Source organism: Pseudoclavibacter sp. CFCC 13611, assembly GCF_008831225.1.
GTDB lineage: Bacteria > Actinomycetota > Actinomycetes > Actinomycetales > Microbacteriaceae > Pseudoclavibacter_A.
The window spans coordinates 772,117-786,844 of record NZ_WBKE01000002.1; the positions used below are offsets into that span (position 1 = coordinate 772,117).

The window sequence follows — 14,728 nt, forward strand, 5'->3', positions numbered from 1 at the left end:
ACGCCAACACACCCGGCGGCAACACCTTCCGAAACCGACGCCGAGCCCTCTTCGACACCACACCACCAGACGACACAAACCCCGGCAACACATACCGACCATCCACAACCAACCCTCACTTCCCCACCACAACCTCAAACCGCACATCCACAAACGAACGCTGCGCCTGCCACTGGGTCAAGTACAACACCCGTCGGCGCTTCTGTCTGATCTTGGCACGTGTTCGACCCCTACCCAGTCAAGAATTGCGCGTAGAAGAGATTGCAACGCAACCAAGGAAGTGACGTAGAGAACTGGTTCTATCGCTACGTCCACAATGTACGTCTGCGGAATAGAGTAGCGAGCCGCTTCCACCTGGTGCGCAACCGAATGAGAAACTACCACTAGTCAAAATGAACGGAATCTCGATCAAGACAATTGAGTTTAAGCTGCTGCGCCTCAAATAGCGATAGAAGTTCTTGAGCAGAATGCTCATGAGAGAGAACAAACTCACATTCCGATTGAGTTATCGGGATCGCTTGCAACCATGAAATTGAGAAGCTGGGAAACGACAAAACATGTGTATGCTCAAAGCTAAACGGAGCAGTCAACAGCAGTCCGGTTGTCGTAATACAATCGTTATACCCCGAGAGAACGCCCTCACAGACAATATCAGGCCGAAGTACTCTGTAACCGGACGCCAGCTGAAATCCACAAGCCGCAATACCGTGACCAATAATATCCCATTGAGAAGCACATACAGCTAGGATCTCAACACGTAGTGGCTGGCCTTCGATTTCAAGTTCATTGTCAAATTGACTAATTCCGATTGACCCGTAGCATGTTTCTCCCAGGGTCGGCGTATCCCGTGCACGTAGTATGTCAATATGCAGTTGCTCATCCTCCTGTGAGTATCGTTCAAACTCAGGTCGATACTCTTGCGGGAGGTGGAAAATGGTCTTACCGATATGCCGAGCCGTATCTAAACGATAATCAGACATTTAGAGCCATCTTCCTGAAATCGAACTCTCATCTCGATTATAAGACCGATCGAGTTTCGTTACTGTGATAGCTGTTCTAGAGGCCGCCAAGGCCCATAGCGAGTTGAACCATCCTGCTCGTCAAAAAGCGTCTCGATCAATCACTCGTGGTGCTTGACGAACCCATGGCAGGGTTCATGCCCCTTACCGCAAAGGCTGCGATACTCTACGGCAACCCCGGTGTTAGGACTTTCAACAAGCCTCTGAGAATCTACAGCTGTCTCGCAGACCTGAACTCGAACGCCCCTACGCAATCCACTTGGCCTCCTGTAGCTATGTGTCTGGCTTCACGGATCAAGAGCACCCCTGTCACACAAGGCACCGGCCCCAAGCACCATGCTCAGCGCCGCCACCTCCACATCAACAAGATCGCCTCCGCATGGGCATAGCAAATCAGGGAGGTCACAAGCAGAACAGGAGCAGCGAACGTCGCGCTCGCGATCACCCAACCCGTCGGACCCGACCGAAACTACCCCGCCACCAAAGCCATGGCTGCGATCACGCGGCAAATGTCTCCCCGTTCGGGTTTCCGTGGCACCTTCTTCTTCATGGTCTTCTTGCTTGGGCGGACGAACATCCAGAAGATCACCGGGAACGCGAGCAGAACCAGGAGTAGGGCTGGGCCATTGCGATGTGAGTAGTCGACCGTGGTGGTCCACGGCACCTGCATCAGCACATACACCAAGGCGGCCACCGACTCGACAAGACCAATCCAGCATAAGCACATCAGGATACCTACCAGCAGACTTCTGGTCTTTTCTAGACGCGCCAAGTCAACACCATTGAGTTCTTCCAAGTCGAGTTTCCGCGCCTCTGGTTCAGGCTTTGGCCCTAGTCAGGGTTGTGTCATTGTGCAGCCCCGTTGTTGGAGTCTGTCGTACCTTGGTTGGGTCGGGTGCTGCGGCGTTGGCTCCCGTGATGTTCTCTACGACATGCTTTGCCGTGAACTTGGCCGCGTCAACACCTAAGCCTGCGTGCTCGCCCGCGAACGCGGCACCCACATGCGCACCCCACGACGGGTTCGCCCCGGAAATAGCCGCCGCGTCAGGGAACTTCGACAACAGCACACCGTCGGCAGCGTTCGTCACGGAGTACACCCCCACATTCCCCGCGGCACCAAACGCGGCCTGGGTGACGAACCCTTTCATGCCTTGACTGGCTCCCGCACGCATCGCGGTCTCACGCACACCCAAAACAAGATCCCCAGACACGCGACTCAACATACCAGTCCGGGGCCGCAACCCCTGCCCGGCATGTTCGAACACACCCGTGGCCCCGTCAACACCACGCCTACCTGCATCAGCCGTGAGCGTTCAGGAACAGTGCAGGGTGGGCCGATTCAACCCAACGCACCACCCTCACGCAAGAACTCATACGACAGGTACAACTGACCAAAAATGAAGGCGCAGGTGCCGAACATGACCAGGACCACGAAAAGAATGAGCGTGAAAACACTCCAGTGCTTGGTCTCTGATTCTGCGGCCTCCTTTGCCTTCTGCTCGGCAGTGCGCGGGCGCACGAACCACCAGAAAGCCAATGGGAACGGGAGCAGGGCTAGGAGTGGGGCACGGCCGTTGCGACGTGAGTATTCCACCGTGGTAGTCCACGGCACCTGGGTCAACACATACACCAACGCGCCCACCGACACGACAAGACCAACCCAGGACAACCAGTTCCAGATCCGTCCGAGTACCTTCCCGGTCTTGTCCCAACGCCCCGGGTCGACACCGCCACTCGCGGCGTCGCTAGCCGCAGACTCCGAGCCTGCCCCTGGTCCAGACTTTGGTTCAGGCTCTGGCCCTGACTGGGGTTGGGGGTGGGTCATTGCGTGGCCCCGTGGCTGGAGTCTGTCGTACCCTGGTTGGGTTCGGGTGCTGCGGCGTTGGCTCCAGTGAGGTTCTCTACGACATGCTTTGCCGTGAACTTGGCCGCGTCAGGGAACTTCGACAACAGGCCACCACCAACAGCATCAAGCCCAGCGTCAAACATGTCATAGTCGTCTTCAGTACCGTTGAGCTGATCCTCGACCACGCCACCGGCCACCTCAGCACCAGGCACTGTCCAGGGCTTTCCGTCGGCAGCGTTCGTCACGGAGTACACCCCCACATTCCCCGCGGCACCGAACGCGGCCTGGGTGGCGAAGCCTTTCATGCCTTGGCTGGCTAGTGCACGGGTCGCGGTTTCACGTACTCCCATAGCAAGATCCCCAGACACGCGACTCAACATACCAGCCTCGACCCGCAACCCCTGCCCGGCATGCTCGAACAACCCCGTGGCCCCGTCAACACCACGCCTACCTGCATCAGCCGTGAGCGTTCAGGAACAGTGCAGGGCGGGCCGATTCAGCCCAACGCACCACCCTCACGCAAGAACTCATACGACAGGTACAACTGACCAAAAATGAAGGCGCAGGTGCCGAACATGACCAGGCCCACGAAGACTAGAATCTTCAAGAAGGTCCAGTCTTCAGCTTCCTCCGTGATGGGCGTCTTCGCCCTGAGCGCTCGAATCTTTTTGATTGGGCGCACGAGCCGCCAGATGATCACCGGGACCCCGAGCAGAACCAAGAGTGGGGCACGGCCGTTGCGACGTGAGTATTCCACCGTGGTAGTCCACGGCACCTGGGTCAACACATACACCACGGCGGCCACCGACACGACAAGGCCAGCCCAAAGCAACCAGTTCCAGATCTGTCCGAGTACCTTCCCGGTCTTGTCCCAACGCCCCGGGTCGACACCGCCACTCGCGGCGTCGCTAGCCGCAGACTCCGAGCCTGCCCCTGGTCCAGACTTTGGTTCAGGCTCTGGCCCTGACTGGGGTTGGGGGTGGGTCATTGCGTGGCCCCGTGGCTGGAGTCTGTCGTACCTTGGTTGGGTTCGGGTGCTGCGGCGTTGGCTCCAGTGAGGTTCTCTACGACATGCTTTGCCGTGAACTTGGCCGCGTCAACACCTAAGCCTGCGTGCTCGCCCGCGAACGCGGCACCCACATGCGCACCCCACGACGGGTTCGCCCCGGAAATAGCGGCAGCGTCAGGGAACTTCGACAACAGGCCACCATCAACAGCATCAAGCAAACCGTCAACCAGGTCATAGTCATTCTCAGGACCGTTGAGCTGGTCCTCGACCACGCCACCGATCACCTCAGCACCAGCCGACGCAACCACCCCCGCGCCCGCTTGGGCAGTATCACCATGAAAGAGCGCTCCGGCTTTTCCGGCTTGGGATCCGAGGCCGCCAGCGGCCGCGCCACCAGCCGCGGCGGCTGCGGCACCAGACACCGTCCAGGGCTTCCCGTCGGCAGCGTTCGTCACGGAGTACACCCCCACATTCCCCGCGGCACCAAACGCGGCCTGGGTGACGAACCCTTTCACACCTTGACTGGCTCCCGCACGCATCGCGGTCTCACGCACACCCAAAACAAGATCCCCAGACACGCGACTCAACATACCAGTCCGGGCCCGCAACCCCTGCCCCGCATGTTCGAACACACCCGTGGCTTGGTCAATACCACGCCTCCCCGCAGCGAGCACGCCTTGATAGATCGGATCATTCCGCACCCCCGAAATGACACCATCAACTGCCCGCCGTGACGCTCCGGCCAGGGCCTCACCCGCACGAGACGCCGCCCTACTCACGCCCGCCACCGCAGCACCCCCGGCCCTACCCACCCCATGCGCAGCACGACTCAACCCCTTGGCCAGGGCCTTCCCGCCTTTGGCGAACGCACCGCCTGGAATGAAGTTCAGCCCCATCGACACCACGAACTCGCCCAACGACATGTTGCCCTTGGCGAACTCAGCAACATCATCAGCAGTCAGCAGCGCCCCCGCACCGAACGCGATACCAGCAGCGATCCACCCCGCTGGACCCGACAGAAACAACCCCGCCACAGCGGCAACCACGACCACCACTGTCGCGACCGTGACCAGCACCTTCCACGCATCAGAGTTGGTGAGCTTCTCCCACCAAGAATCCTTCGGAATCGCACTGTCGGTCGCGGCCTGCAAACGACCCGCCGTGGTATGCGCGTCTTCTTGATACGACTGCTTCGCCTGTGCAACAAGGCGTCTGGCCGCATCCAGCCGCGACTGCGCGTCACCGACCTGGGACGACGCCGACCCCACACGAGAGGCCGCGTCCTGCTGCTGCCGGTACAGAGAACGCACCACAGACCCCGACGGCACCGACAACCCAGAGGGCACCTGATCAGCCGGCGCTGACCCCCACTGCTGAAACACACGGTTCTGCCGGGAATACTCCGACTGGGCCGATTGCTGCTGGGCCTGCGCAGACGCCAACGATGCCTCAGCAGACGCCAGATCGGCCCTCTACACCCGCTCAGTGTGGTCGATTCGGTGTCTCTCATCCAGCTTCTCGTCGAGCTCGGCGAGAATCTCCCGGCACCGTACGACGTCTTCCTGAGTGCCCGAGAGTTCGAACTCGAAGAGCATCGGTCGGCCAGAACGCTGCGCGATCTGTCGTGCGGCTGCCTGGTAGTGTTCGCCAAAATTCCGGTTTCCAGATCCGATGACCCCCACCATGTGTCGTCGGTTCTGCGGCGAGGCCAGAAACCTCAGCACGGCCTTCGGCAGGGTGTCATTGGCCCCGTTGCCCGCTTTGTACGAGGGCGTCAGCAGCACCCAGGGGCCGTCGGTGACGCTGTTGCGCACGTCGTGATCTGAGAGGTCGCGCACATCTCTGTTCAGATGCCCGGCGAAGCGTCGCACCAAGCCACTGGCTGACGAGTAGTAGTAGATCGGCGTCTCTCTCATGTTCTCCATCATGCCTCTTGCCTCAGCGTCGATTGGTTCCCTGCCGGCGAGCTGCCGAATCGCTCAGTAGACTGCTGGTCATGTCCCTCTCAGTGAAGCGCGCACGCAGCGCTGACGATCGCGCCGCCTGCCGCACTCTGCTCCAGGCAGAGCTCCGGACGACGATGCCGCTGTTTCCTGACGAACCCGACGCGCAGACGGCCGCACTGGTTCGATCCCTCGGAGGAGTCGATGAGACGGTGCTCGCCGCGCGCGACGATGACGGAACCCTCTTGGGCGCCTGTGTGCTCCGTGCAGACACCGAGGTCTACATGATCATCGCAAATGGTCTGGATCCACGTATCGCGCGTTCGTTCGTCTCACAGTGGGCGCTGCTCCCCCAGCTCGCCGTCATTCCCGAGCACCGTGGAGCCGGCGTCGGCCGGGCTCTGGTCGAGGCTGCCCTTGCGATTTCGTCTCTGCATCCCAGCATCGCGGGGGTCTACACCTTCGCCGAAGAGGTCTGTCAAGAGGCATCCGAGGGGTTCTTCGCCGCGCTCGGGTTCACCGCGCACGACACTCAGAACGTGACTCTGCCCATCCTGGCGCCCGGCACTGATCAGCTGCTGCCGGTTCCGATCTCGCACGACGGCACGCGCACCGGCCGCTATATGACGAAGAGCATCCGCCGAGACCATCGCTGAGCGGCCGTCTCAGGCCCAGGCTAGGCACTCAGCCGTCTGACGGCCCGAGCCTCGCAGCCAACGCGGCGACCTGTGCCGAACGGCGGGCGTCTCGCTCTGTGAGATCTCGTGAGCCTTCCGAGCAGAGTGCGTCAGGCACGAGCATTCCAGAGAGCACATTGCAGACCTCGCTCAGATTTGGCAACTGGCTGATCTCTCCACGATCGACTGCACGTTCGAGGGCAGACCTGACCGTGTCGCGAAAGGGGCCGATGAACTCCCGGTTCAACAGGGGCATACAAGAACCGTCTGACATGCCGCGATACGCCAGATACGGCAGCACCGCACGAAGAAATCGATCGTTCAGCCGTTCCACGGAGACGAGCTGAACGGCGTACAGATCTTCTTCGAGACTTCCGTGGTCTGAGGCGTTGAACGAGGTGGCGCGTGAATTGACGACGAACAGCAGCATCTCGTCGAGGCTCTTGAAGCGACGGTAGAATGCAGGTCTCGTGGTCTTCGCCGCGGTCACGACCGATGAGATCGTCACCTCACGCAGACCGTGAGCAAGCGTGATGTCGACGACGGAATCGATGATCGCCTGAGAGACGCCTGCGTCAAGAGGCCGACCGGAGCTCTCGCGTGCTGACGTGAGACGGGGATCAGTCAAGGGGCTCCTAGGTGAGACGGCCGATACGGTTCGTCTCGGGCCCGAAGACCCGAGACGAACGGTCCCCCCATTGGTTCCCCCGTTGCACAGTGTATCGCATAATCATCGTCTGACGTGGCACCCACCTGTGATTGCTCAGGCTGAGCGGGGTGTCACAGCGACATGCGCGCCACAGACTCGCCATAAGGGGTCTCGCCGACGGTCATGAAACCGACGTGCTCGAAGAATGGTCCGGGGCCGTCTTCCCCGGGTTCGTAGATCACATAGAGCGCCCCAAAGCCGCGTGTCCGAGCCTCGTCGGCCAGTGCCTCGACGGCGAACCGCCCGATGCCCCTTCCCTGCCCCCGGGCGTCTACGTGGATGCGCCAGAGAGCCGCGCTGAACTCGTCGCGATCAGCGTGCGGGTCGAAGCTGCCGTGGATGAAGCCGACGACCTCGTCGGTCTCGTCATCGACCACAACGCGCTGCCACGCGGTGTCGGGGTTCACCACCGAGACCGCAGCTGAGTACGAGACGGGAGCGATGTACTGCGCCTGGCCTGGCTTCAGCGAGAGCGCGTTGGCAGCGATGATGTATTTCGCGTTCAGTTCTTCAAGTCTCAGTGTGCTCATGGCAGCATCATATGGCACCCTGCCCGAGAAGACCTCAGCATATACGTCTGCATGACGACCGCTGCCTCAGCTGTGTCGTGTCTTCCGGCCTGAGTGAGCGGTCGATAGCTGCCCTGCAGCAGCATGAGGCCGTGCCAACGGGGTCAGCCGCTGCAGCAGCTCGACGTGATCAGGGGTCAGATCAGCCGTGCTGTTGACGCCGAGCAGCTGCAGTGTGCGCGTGTACTCGCCTCGCAGCAGCTCAAGCACCTTGGCGACGCCTTCTTTGCCCGCAGCCATCAGCCCGTAGAGGTAGGCGCGCCCAATCATCGCCATGTCGGCACCATTGGCAACGGCGGCGACGATGTCGGCACCGTTCATGATGCCGGTGTCGATGAGAATGGTGTAGTCATCGCCCAGCTGGGCACGCACTTCTGGCAGCAGGTGCAGCGGCACCGGAGCTCGGTCGAGCTGTCGCCCGCCGTGGTTCGACAGCCAGACGCCGTCGGCACCGTGGTCGCGCACCCGCTTGGCGTCATCCACGTTCTGAATGCCTTTGACGACCAGGTTGCCCTTCCACTGCTCGCGAAGCCAGTCGACGTCGTCGAACGAGACCGTCGGGTCGAACATCTGGTTGGCCAGCTCGCCGACCGTGCCCTGCCACGAATCCAGCGCCGCGAATCTGAGCGGCTCGGTCGTCAAGAAGTTGAACCACCACCATGGGCGAACGGCACCGTTCATGAACGTCTTGCCGGTGAGCCTCGGCGGAATGGTCATGCCATTGCGCACATCGCGAAGGCGGGCGCCGGCCACAGCGGTGTCGACCGTCACGATCAGCGTGTCAACGCCTGCCTGCTGCGCCTGCTCGATCAGCTTCAGCGACCGGTCGCGCTCTTTCCAGAGGTAGAGCTGGAACCAGTTGCGACCGCCTGGCGTGCTCTGGGCGAGTGTGTCGATCGAGGTGGTGCCCATGCACGAGAGGCTGAACGGAACGCCCGCGTCACGTGCCGCCTGCCCGGCAGCGACCTCGCCCTCGTGATTCATCATGCGCACGAAGCCGGTTGGGCAGATGCCGAGAGGCATGGCGGCACTGGCGCCGAGCACCTCGGTGCTGGTGTCGATCTCTGCGATGTCACGCAGCACCGAGGGGTGAAAGACGATGTCGCGGTAGGCCTGGCGTGCCCGCCGCAGGCTGATCTCGCTCTCGGCCGCACCGTCGGTGTAGTCGAAGGCCACTTTCGGTGTGTGACGTTTCGCGATGCGCCGGATGTCCCAGAGGTCGGCAGCCTTGTCGAGTCGGCGCTTCTTACCATTGGGCTCGAACGGCTTCAGCCGCAGAAACTGGCTGAACTCTTTGGGATCTGGGAATCGACGCTTCGTCATTGTCTTGCTGATCTCTTCTCGTCGTGGTTCAGTAGCCGGCCTGTTTGTCGACCACACCGGCGAACTCGACGGCGCTGCCGCCGTCGCTCTCGCCGAGGAATGCGCGCACGTTGTGGCTGATTCGAGCTGACAGCGGCTTCTGCGCCATCGCCCAGGTGTTCGCCGTGTGCGGTGTGATGATCACGTTGCCCGCCGTCCACAGCGGGTGACCGTCGGGCAGAGGCTCGGGGTCGGTCACGTCGACGCCTGCGCCCGCGATCTCGCCCTGGGTGATGGCCTCGGCCAGCGCATCCGTGTCGATCTGTGGGCCGCGGGCGATGTTCACGACGACCGCGTCGTTCGGCAGCGCCTTGAACTCTTCGGCCCCGAGCAGGTGCTTCGTGCCGGCCGTCAGTGCCGCAGCGAGGATGATCACATCGAACTCTGCCACCAGACTGCGGAATGTCTGGTCGTCGACGACGCGCTCAGCTCCTTCGACAGGCTGCTGACGACGTCGCACGACCGTGATCTTCGCGCGGAACGGCTGCAGCAGACGCACAATCTCACGACCGATGCCGCCGGCGCCCACGACTGCCACCCGCAGGTCGTAGAGAGAGCGGCCGGCCTGAGCGCTCCAGCTAGTGCGCCGTGAGTAGGGGCCGAAGTCACGCAGCGCAGCGAGAGTGAGAGCCAGAGCGTGCTCGGCGACCGGCTCGTCGTAGGCTCCCTTGGCAGAGGTGAACGTGATCGAGCTGTGACTCGTGAAGACGTCGGTGAACGCGTCGACGCCGGCGAAGGGCAACTGCACCCAGCGAACCTGAGGGTTGGCGTCGAGCACCTCAGCGAGCTGCGAGGCGCCCTTCGGATCGAGCCAGACCACACCCTCGGTCTCGGCGCTGAGCGGCTGCGCCTCGACGCCGCCTGCGGCGACGGCCTTGACGAACGGGGCCTGAGCCTCGGGAAGAACGGTGATCGTCATGGGAACTCCTTTGTGTGATGACTGAATCGCGTGTGTCACAGACTCAGGCGATCGACTCCTGCAGGTCTCTGCGCTCCTGCTCAAGGTCGACGAGCATACGCTGCACGTTGCGCACCTGGTCTGGCGGAGCGACGGCCGCTCCTCGCGAGAGTCTACCGAGCAGTTCGCGGATGCGCTGGTCGAGTCGGTCAAGCAGGTACCGGGTCAGCACCTCGCGTGCATAGGCGGCCGCCTCGGCACCGGTGCTCACCGGCAGCTGGGTCATCGCCAGTTCGCCGACCAGCGACTGCAGCTCGGGCGCGACGCGCTCGCCGACCGTCTCGACGCGGTTCTTCTGCTCGGCGTAGTTCGGCACCGAGAACAGCACTTCGAGCAGCTGACGCAGGCGGGGTTCGTTGACCGGCAGCTGTTCGACACGGCTGCGCAGATCGGGCGGGCACAGCTCGGGCACCTGCAGAAGAGCCTCGGCGAGCTGCACCTCGCGTCTGGCATGCTGCGAGCCCATCGGCAGATCGGCTCGGTGCACCGGCACAGCGGGAGCGGGCGCGCTCACGGCATCCGCCCGCTGCTCGGCATCACCGGCTCTGACGAAGCCCGACCCCACCTGCTGCGCGCTCACCGCAGGCGCGTCAGGCACGTCAGGCGAAGCCGTCGAACGCCGCGACCGATCGCGTTCTGCGGCTCGCACCGCGCGCAGAGCCTCGTCGGGGTCTGCCCCGACCAATCCGGCGAGCACGCGGGCATAGCCGGGCTGCAGCGCCCGGTTGCGCAGACTGGCGACAATCGGAGCGGCCTGCTGCAGCGCCTGCACCTGGCCTTCGACAGTGTTCAGATCGAAACGCTTGATCACCTGGCGCATGGCGAACTCGAAAAGCGGGGTCTTCGCCGTGATCATGCTGCGCACGGCCTGATCGCCCCGGCTCATGCGCAGATCTGAGGGGTCAAGGCCGTCGGGTGCGATGGCCACGTAGGTCTGCGCGACGAAGCGCTGCTCTTCGGCGAACGCGCGCAGAGCGGCCTTCTGCCCCGCCTCATCGGGGTCGAAGGTGAAGATCACCTCGGCCGGCTTGGAGGCATCGTCGGCAAGAACCCGTCGGATGACCTCGATGTGCCCCGGGCCGAAGGCGGTGCCGCAGGTGGCGACGGCGGTGTCGACGCCGGCCAGGTGGCAGGCCATCACGTCGGTGTATCCCTCGACCACGACCACCTGACGCTTCTTCGCGATGGCGCGTTTGGCGAGGTCGAGACCGTAGAGCACCTTTGCCTTGTGATAGACGTCGGTCTCGGGTGTGTTGAGGTATTTCGGCCCTTGATCGTCGTCATAGAGTCTGCGGGCACCGAACCCGATCGTGCGGCCGGTGAGGTCGATGATCGGCCACATCAGTCGACCGCGAAACCGATCGTAGACGCCGCGCTGGCCCTGCGAGACGAGCCCGGCGGCGATCAGCTCGTCATTGGTGAATCCGCGCTGCTGCAGGTGGTCGCGCAGGCCGTTCCAGCCTTTGGGCGCATAGCCCATGTGAAACTCGTGGGCTGCGTGGGAGTCGAAGTCACGGCGCAGCAGCTCGGCGCGGGCGACCTTCGCCTCGGGGCTGTTCAGCTGTTGGGCGAACCAGCTGCGCGCAGCCTCGTTGGCCTCGAGAATGCGGGCACGACGGCCGCGAGCCTGCAGATCGGGGCCGCCGTCTTCGTAGTGCAGCTCGTAGCCCAGCCGATCGGCGAGCTGCTCGACCGCCTCGGTGAAGGTGACGTGATCCATCTTCTGCAGAAACGTGAAGACGTCGCCGCCTTCGCCGCATCCGAAGCAGTGGTAGTAGCCGAGCTGGGGGCGCACGTGGAATGAGGGCGAACGCTCGTCGTGAAACGGGCAGAGACCCTTCAGAGAGCCGATGCCGGCCGACTTCAGCGTCACATACTGGCCGATGACCTCAGAGATGTCGATGCGCGAGCGAATCTCGTCGATGTCGCGTCGTGCAATCCGTCCGGCCATGCCCACCAGTCTAGATCCTCGGCGCTGATCCGCCCCGTGTGGCTCGACGCGACCTTCCTCGCTGGTGCGTCGACGAGGCGCGGCTATCCCTCGACGAAACGTGCGTACCAGTGCTCGGCCGAAAGATCGGTCAGCATCGCCACCTGATCGACGACGACACGCCGACGCCCGTCGTCGTCGGGTGCCGCTCGCCACAGCTCGCGGAAGGCGGGCTCGAGATGTGCGTCCCCAGTCGACCACAGCGCGTCGAGCAGCGCCGCCAGCATCGAGCGCTGCCGCTCGTAATACGGCTGCAGGCTGTCGGAGGCCATGATGAACATGCCCACGATGCCTTTCAGCAGGGTGATCTCGGCTGAGGTCGCGGCCGGGAGCTCGACGTCGGCGCGGTAGCGGATCAGGCTGCCGACTGGATGTGCGGCACGGGTGGCCTCAGTGACTGATCGGCAGAACCGGCCGATCAGCTCGCTGGTGAGATCTTTGAGCTGGGCGAGATGCTCGCGGCTCTCACTCCAATTCCAGAGCCAGAGCGGCAGCCGCTGCAGACGATGCAGCGCAGCGGCCAGCTCGTCTGGCGAGTGCCGTGTGCCCGTCCAGATCATCGCTCCGCGCAGGACTTCGTCGAGATGCTGCGGATCGTTGATGATCTCAGGGTCGACATAGCGCTCGACGATGCCGTCTTCGAAGTCATGCACCGAGTAGGCGATGTCGTCGCTGAGATCCATGACCTGCGCCTCGATGCACCGCCGCCCTGCGGGCGCCCCGGCTCGCAGCCATTCGAAGACCGGCAGATCGTCGGCGTAGACGCCGTACTTCAGCGGGCCCCCGGTCTCGTCGGCGCGGCGCACACCCTCTTCGACGCCCCAGGGATACTTCGCGGTGGCGTCAAGCGTGGCACGCGTCAGGTTGAGCCCGTAGCTGACTCCGTCGACCATGCGCTTTGTCTCAAGGCGGGTGAGCAGCCGCAGCGTCTGCGCGTTGCCCTCGAAGCCGCCGAAGCGCACTGACCACTCGGCCAGGGCCATCTCACCGTTGTGTCCGAACGGCGGGTGTCCGAAGTCGTGGGCGAGGCAGGCGCTGTCGACCAGATTGGGGTTCAGCCCGAGCGACTTGCCGAGTTCGCGACCCACCTGGGCGACCTCGAGCGAGTGCGTCAGTCGGTTGCGCACGAAGTCGAGGCCTGCGGTCGGCGAGAACACACCGGTTTTGGCCGACAGCCGGCGCAGAGCCGAGGAATGGATCATTCGACCTCGATCGCGTTCGAAGTCGCCGCGGCGGTTCGTGTGGGTCTCTGGGTACCAGCGCTCCCGGTCGGCTTTGGAGTACTTCGCCCGCTTCAAGCGCCCCGACGACGTGACCGCCACCGTGGCAGCCGCGCGACTGTCGCGCGCCCCGCTCTCAGTTTCGCTCATGCGATCAGCCGCCGCTCACGTCGAGTTCGGCCTCGAGCAGGCAGGACGACTGCTCGGCGTCGAGCAGGTTCGACTCAAGCCAGTGCTCGGGCAGGTGCGGACGCTTCGGGCGACCGGCGCGACCACGCGGCCCCTCGGCGTCTTTGCCCGGGTAGCGCACGCTTGCGTCGAGCTGCCCCACCAGGTCTTCGAGCTCGCCGAACGTCTCGACCAGCGCCATGCGCTGGCGCAGCTCGCCGCCGACCGGATACCCCTTGAAGTACCAGGCGACGTGCTTGCGGATGTCGCGGCAGGCGTGCATCTCGTCGTCGAAGAAATCGCCCAGCAGACGCGCATGCCGCAGCAGGGCCTGCCCGACCTCTCGCAGATTCGGCTGCGCGGGCTGATACTCGTAGCTCGGCCTCGTCGGGTCGGCGGCATACGCGGCGAACGCCCGCTCCAGGTCTTGGAACAGCCATGGTCGCCCCAGGCAGCCGCGACCGACGACCACGCCATCGACGCCGGTCTCACGCACCATGCGGATCGCATCCTCGGCCGACCAAATATCGCCGTTGCCCAGAACCGTCACGTCGGGAAGCATCTCGCGCAGGCGGGCTATCGCCGACCAGTCGGCATGCCCCGAGTAGTGCTCGGCCGCCGTGCGCCCGTGCAGCGCCACCGCTGCGACACCGGCGTCACGGGCTGCCTTCGCGGCCCACTCGAAAGTCATGTGATCGTTGTCGATGCCTTTGCGCATCTTGACCGTCACCGGCAGATCGCCCGCACTGCGCACCGCGGTCTGCACGATCGAGGCGAAGAGGTCGTGCTTCCAGGGCAGAGCCGCTCCCCCGCCTTTGCGGGTCACCTTTGGCACTGGGCAGCCGAAGTTGAGATCGATGTGATCGGCGAGGTCTTCGGCCACGATCATGCGCACCGCCTCGCCCACGGTCTTCGGATCGACGCCGTAGAGCTGCACCGACCGCGGCGACTCATCGTCGTCGAACGTGATCAGGCGCATCGTCTCGGCGTTGCGCTCGACGAGGGCACGCGTCGTGATCATCTCGCAGACATAGATGCCGCCGCCATAGTCGCGGGCAAGATGCCGAAACGCGCGGTTCGTGATGCCTGCCATCGGTGCGAGCTCGACCGGGGTGTCGACGTGCAGGCGGCCGATCTGCAGGCCCCGAGTGGCCGAAGGCACGTCTGCTGGTGCGGATTCGGCGTCGTTCCGCCGTTCTGCGCGCGTCTGCGTCGCAGGTCGGGCATCGGCCGAAGCGGTGAGATGTTCTGTCATGCG

General features: G+C 63.5%; 16 protein-coding genes. 1 reads left to right on the forward strand and 15 read right to left on the reverse strand.

Features of this window, described 5'->3' with window-relative positions; all coding sequences use genetic code 11:
* Positions 1–383 precede the first annotated feature (383 nt).
* From F8O08_RS07835 to nrdI, 8 genes are all read right to left on the reverse strand, one after another.
* Complete coding sequence (locus F8O08_RS07835) at positions 384–980, reverse strand: suppressor of fused domain protein (RefSeq protein WP_158037758.1); 597 nt, start codon at positions 978–980, stop codon at positions 384–386.
* A 508-nt stretch (positions 981–1,488) separates the two neighbouring features.
* Complete coding sequence (locus F8O08_RS07840) at positions 1,489–1,815, reverse strand: hypothetical protein (RefSeq protein ID WP_158037757.1); 327 nt, start codon at positions 1,813–1,815, stop codon at positions 1,489–1,491.
* Between the two features lie 22 nt (positions 1,816–1,837).
* Positions 1,838–2,107, reverse strand: coding sequence for a hypothetical protein (locus F8O08_RS07845; RefSeq protein WP_158042991.1), 270 nt, complete (start codon positions 2,105–2,107; stop codon positions 1,838–1,840).
* Between the two features lie 251 nt (positions 2,108–2,358).
* Positions 2,359–2,613: a hypothetical protein gene (locus F8O08_RS07850; RefSeq protein WP_158037755.1), complete on the reverse strand. Its 255-nt coding sequence runs from the start codon at positions 2,611–2,613 to the stop codon at positions 2,359–2,361.
* A gap of 227 nt (positions 2,614–2,840) precedes the next feature.
* Positions 2,841–3,170, reverse strand: coding sequence for a hypothetical protein (locus tag F8O08_RS07855; protein WP_158037754.1), 330 nt, complete (start codon positions 3,168–3,170; stop codon positions 2,841–2,843).
* Positions 3,171–3,361: 191 nt separating this feature from the next.
* A complete protein-coding gene (locus tag F8O08_RS07860; RefSeq protein ID WP_158037753.1) occupies positions 3,362–3,622 on the reverse strand; it encodes a hypothetical protein in 261 nt (86 codons plus the stop codon).
* 227 nt (positions 3,623–3,849) lie between these two features.
* Positions 3,850–5,025 carry a hypothetical protein gene (locus tag F8O08_RS07865; RefSeq protein ID WP_158042649.1) on the reverse strand — a complete coding sequence of 392 codons (1,176 nt, stop codon included), beginning with the start codon at positions 5,023–5,025 and terminating at the stop codon, positions 3,850–3,852.
* A 321-nt stretch (positions 5,026–5,346) separates the two neighbouring features.
* Entirely contained in the window at positions 5,347–5,790 is a 444-nt protein-coding gene (nrdI, locus tag F8O08_RS07870) for a class Ib ribonucleoside-diphosphate reductase assembly flavoprotein NrdI (RefSeq protein WP_158037751.1), read from the reverse strand.
* A gap of 80 nt (positions 5,791–5,870) precedes the next feature.
* Between nrdI and F8O08_RS07875 the strand changes: the two genes are divergently transcribed.
* Positions 5,871–6,473, forward strand: a complete 603-nt coding sequence (locus F8O08_RS07875; RefSeq protein ID WP_158042648.1) for a GNAT family N-acetyltransferase — start codon at positions 5,871–5,873, stop codon at positions 6,471–6,473.
* A 28-nt stretch (positions 6,474–6,501) separates the two neighbouring features.
* Here the strand turns inward: F8O08_RS07875 and F8O08_RS07880 are convergent, their stop codons facing one another.
* The 7 genes from F8O08_RS07880 to dusB form a co-directional block, all read right to left on the reverse strand.
* A complete protein-coding gene (locus F8O08_RS07880) occupies positions 6,502–7,122 on the reverse strand; it encodes a TetR/AcrR family transcriptional regulator (RefSeq protein ID WP_158037749.1) in 621 nt (206 codons plus the stop codon).
* A 152-nt stretch (positions 7,123–7,274) separates the two neighbouring features.
* Positions 7,275–7,733 (reverse strand): GNAT family N-acetyltransferase, encoded by a 459-nt coding sequence (locus F8O08_RS07885; RefSeq protein ID WP_158042647.1) that lies wholly within the window; start codon positions 7,731–7,733, stop codon positions 7,275–7,277.
* A 66-nt stretch (positions 7,734–7,799) separates the two neighbouring features.
* Positions 7,800–9,095 (reverse strand): alpha-hydroxy acid oxidase, encoded by a 1,296-nt coding sequence (locus tag F8O08_RS07890; RefSeq protein WP_158042646.1) that lies wholly within the window; start codon positions 9,093–9,095, stop codon positions 7,800–7,802.
* Between the two features lie 28 nt (positions 9,096–9,123).
* On the reverse strand, positions 9,124–10,053 hold the full coding sequence (locus tag F8O08_RS07895) for an NAD(P)-dependent oxidoreductase (protein ID WP_158042645.1): 930 nt from the start codon (positions 10,051–10,053) through the stop codon (positions 9,124–9,126).
* A 43-nt stretch (positions 10,054–10,096) separates the two neighbouring features.
* Positions 10,097–12,043: a DNA primase gene (gene dnaG, locus F8O08_RS07900; RefSeq protein WP_158037745.1), complete on the reverse strand. Its 1,947-nt coding sequence runs from the start codon at positions 12,041–12,043 to the stop codon at positions 10,097–10,099.
* A gap of 83 nt (positions 12,044–12,126) precedes the next feature.
* Positions 12,127–13,452 carry a deoxyguanosinetriphosphate triphosphohydrolase gene (locus F8O08_RS07905; RefSeq protein ID WP_158042644.1) on the reverse strand — a complete coding sequence of 442 codons (1,326 nt, stop codon included), beginning with the start codon at positions 13,450–13,452 and terminating at the stop codon, positions 12,127–12,129.
* Positions 13,453–13,456: 4 nt separating this feature from the next.
* Positions 13,457–14,725: a tRNA dihydrouridine synthase DusB gene (gene dusB / locus F8O08_RS07910; protein WP_158042643.1), complete on the reverse strand. Its 1,269-nt coding sequence runs from the start codon at positions 14,723–14,725 to the stop codon at positions 13,457–13,459.
* Positions 14,726–14,728 lie beyond the last annotated feature (3 nt).

Coding starts and splice junctions, on each gene's coding strand:
- F8O08_RS07905 (WP_158042644.1), bottom strand. CDS start 13,452: ATGAGCGAAACTGAGAGCGGGGCGCGCGACAGTCGCGCGGCTGCCACG.
- dusB (WP_158042643.1), bottom strand. CDS start 14,725: ATGACAGAACATCTCACCGCTTCGGCCGATGCCCGACCTGCGACGCAG.
- dnaG (WP_158037745.1), bottom strand. CDS start 12,043: ATGGCCGGACGGATTGCACGACGCGACATCGACGAGATTCGCTCGCGC.
- F8O08_RS07895 (WP_158042645.1), bottom strand. CDS start 10,053: ATGACGATCACCGTTCTTCCCGAGGCTCAGGCCCCGTTCGTCAAGGCC.
- F8O08_RS07885 (WP_158042647.1), bottom strand. CDS start 7,733: ATGAGCACACTGAGACTTGAAGAACTGAACGCGAAATACATCATCGCT.
- F8O08_RS07835 (WP_158037758.1), bottom strand. CDS start 980: ATGTCTGATTATCGTTTAGATACGGCTCGGCATATCGGTAAGACCATT.
- nrdI (WP_158037751.1), bottom strand. CDS start 5,790: ATGAGAGAGACGCCGATCTACTACTACTCGTCAGCCAGTGGCTTGGTG.
- F8O08_RS07855 (WP_158037754.1), bottom strand. CDS start 3,170: ATGAAAGGCTTCGCCACCCAGGCCGCGTTCGGTGCCGCGGGGAATGTG.
- F8O08_RS07890 (WP_158042646.1), bottom strand. CDS start 9,095: ATGACGAAGCGTCGATTCCCAGATCCCAAAGAGTTCAGCCAGTTTCTG.
- F8O08_RS07875 (WP_158042648.1), top strand. CDS start 5,871: ATGTCCCTCTCAGTGAAGCGCGCACGCAGCGCTGACGATCGCGCCGCC.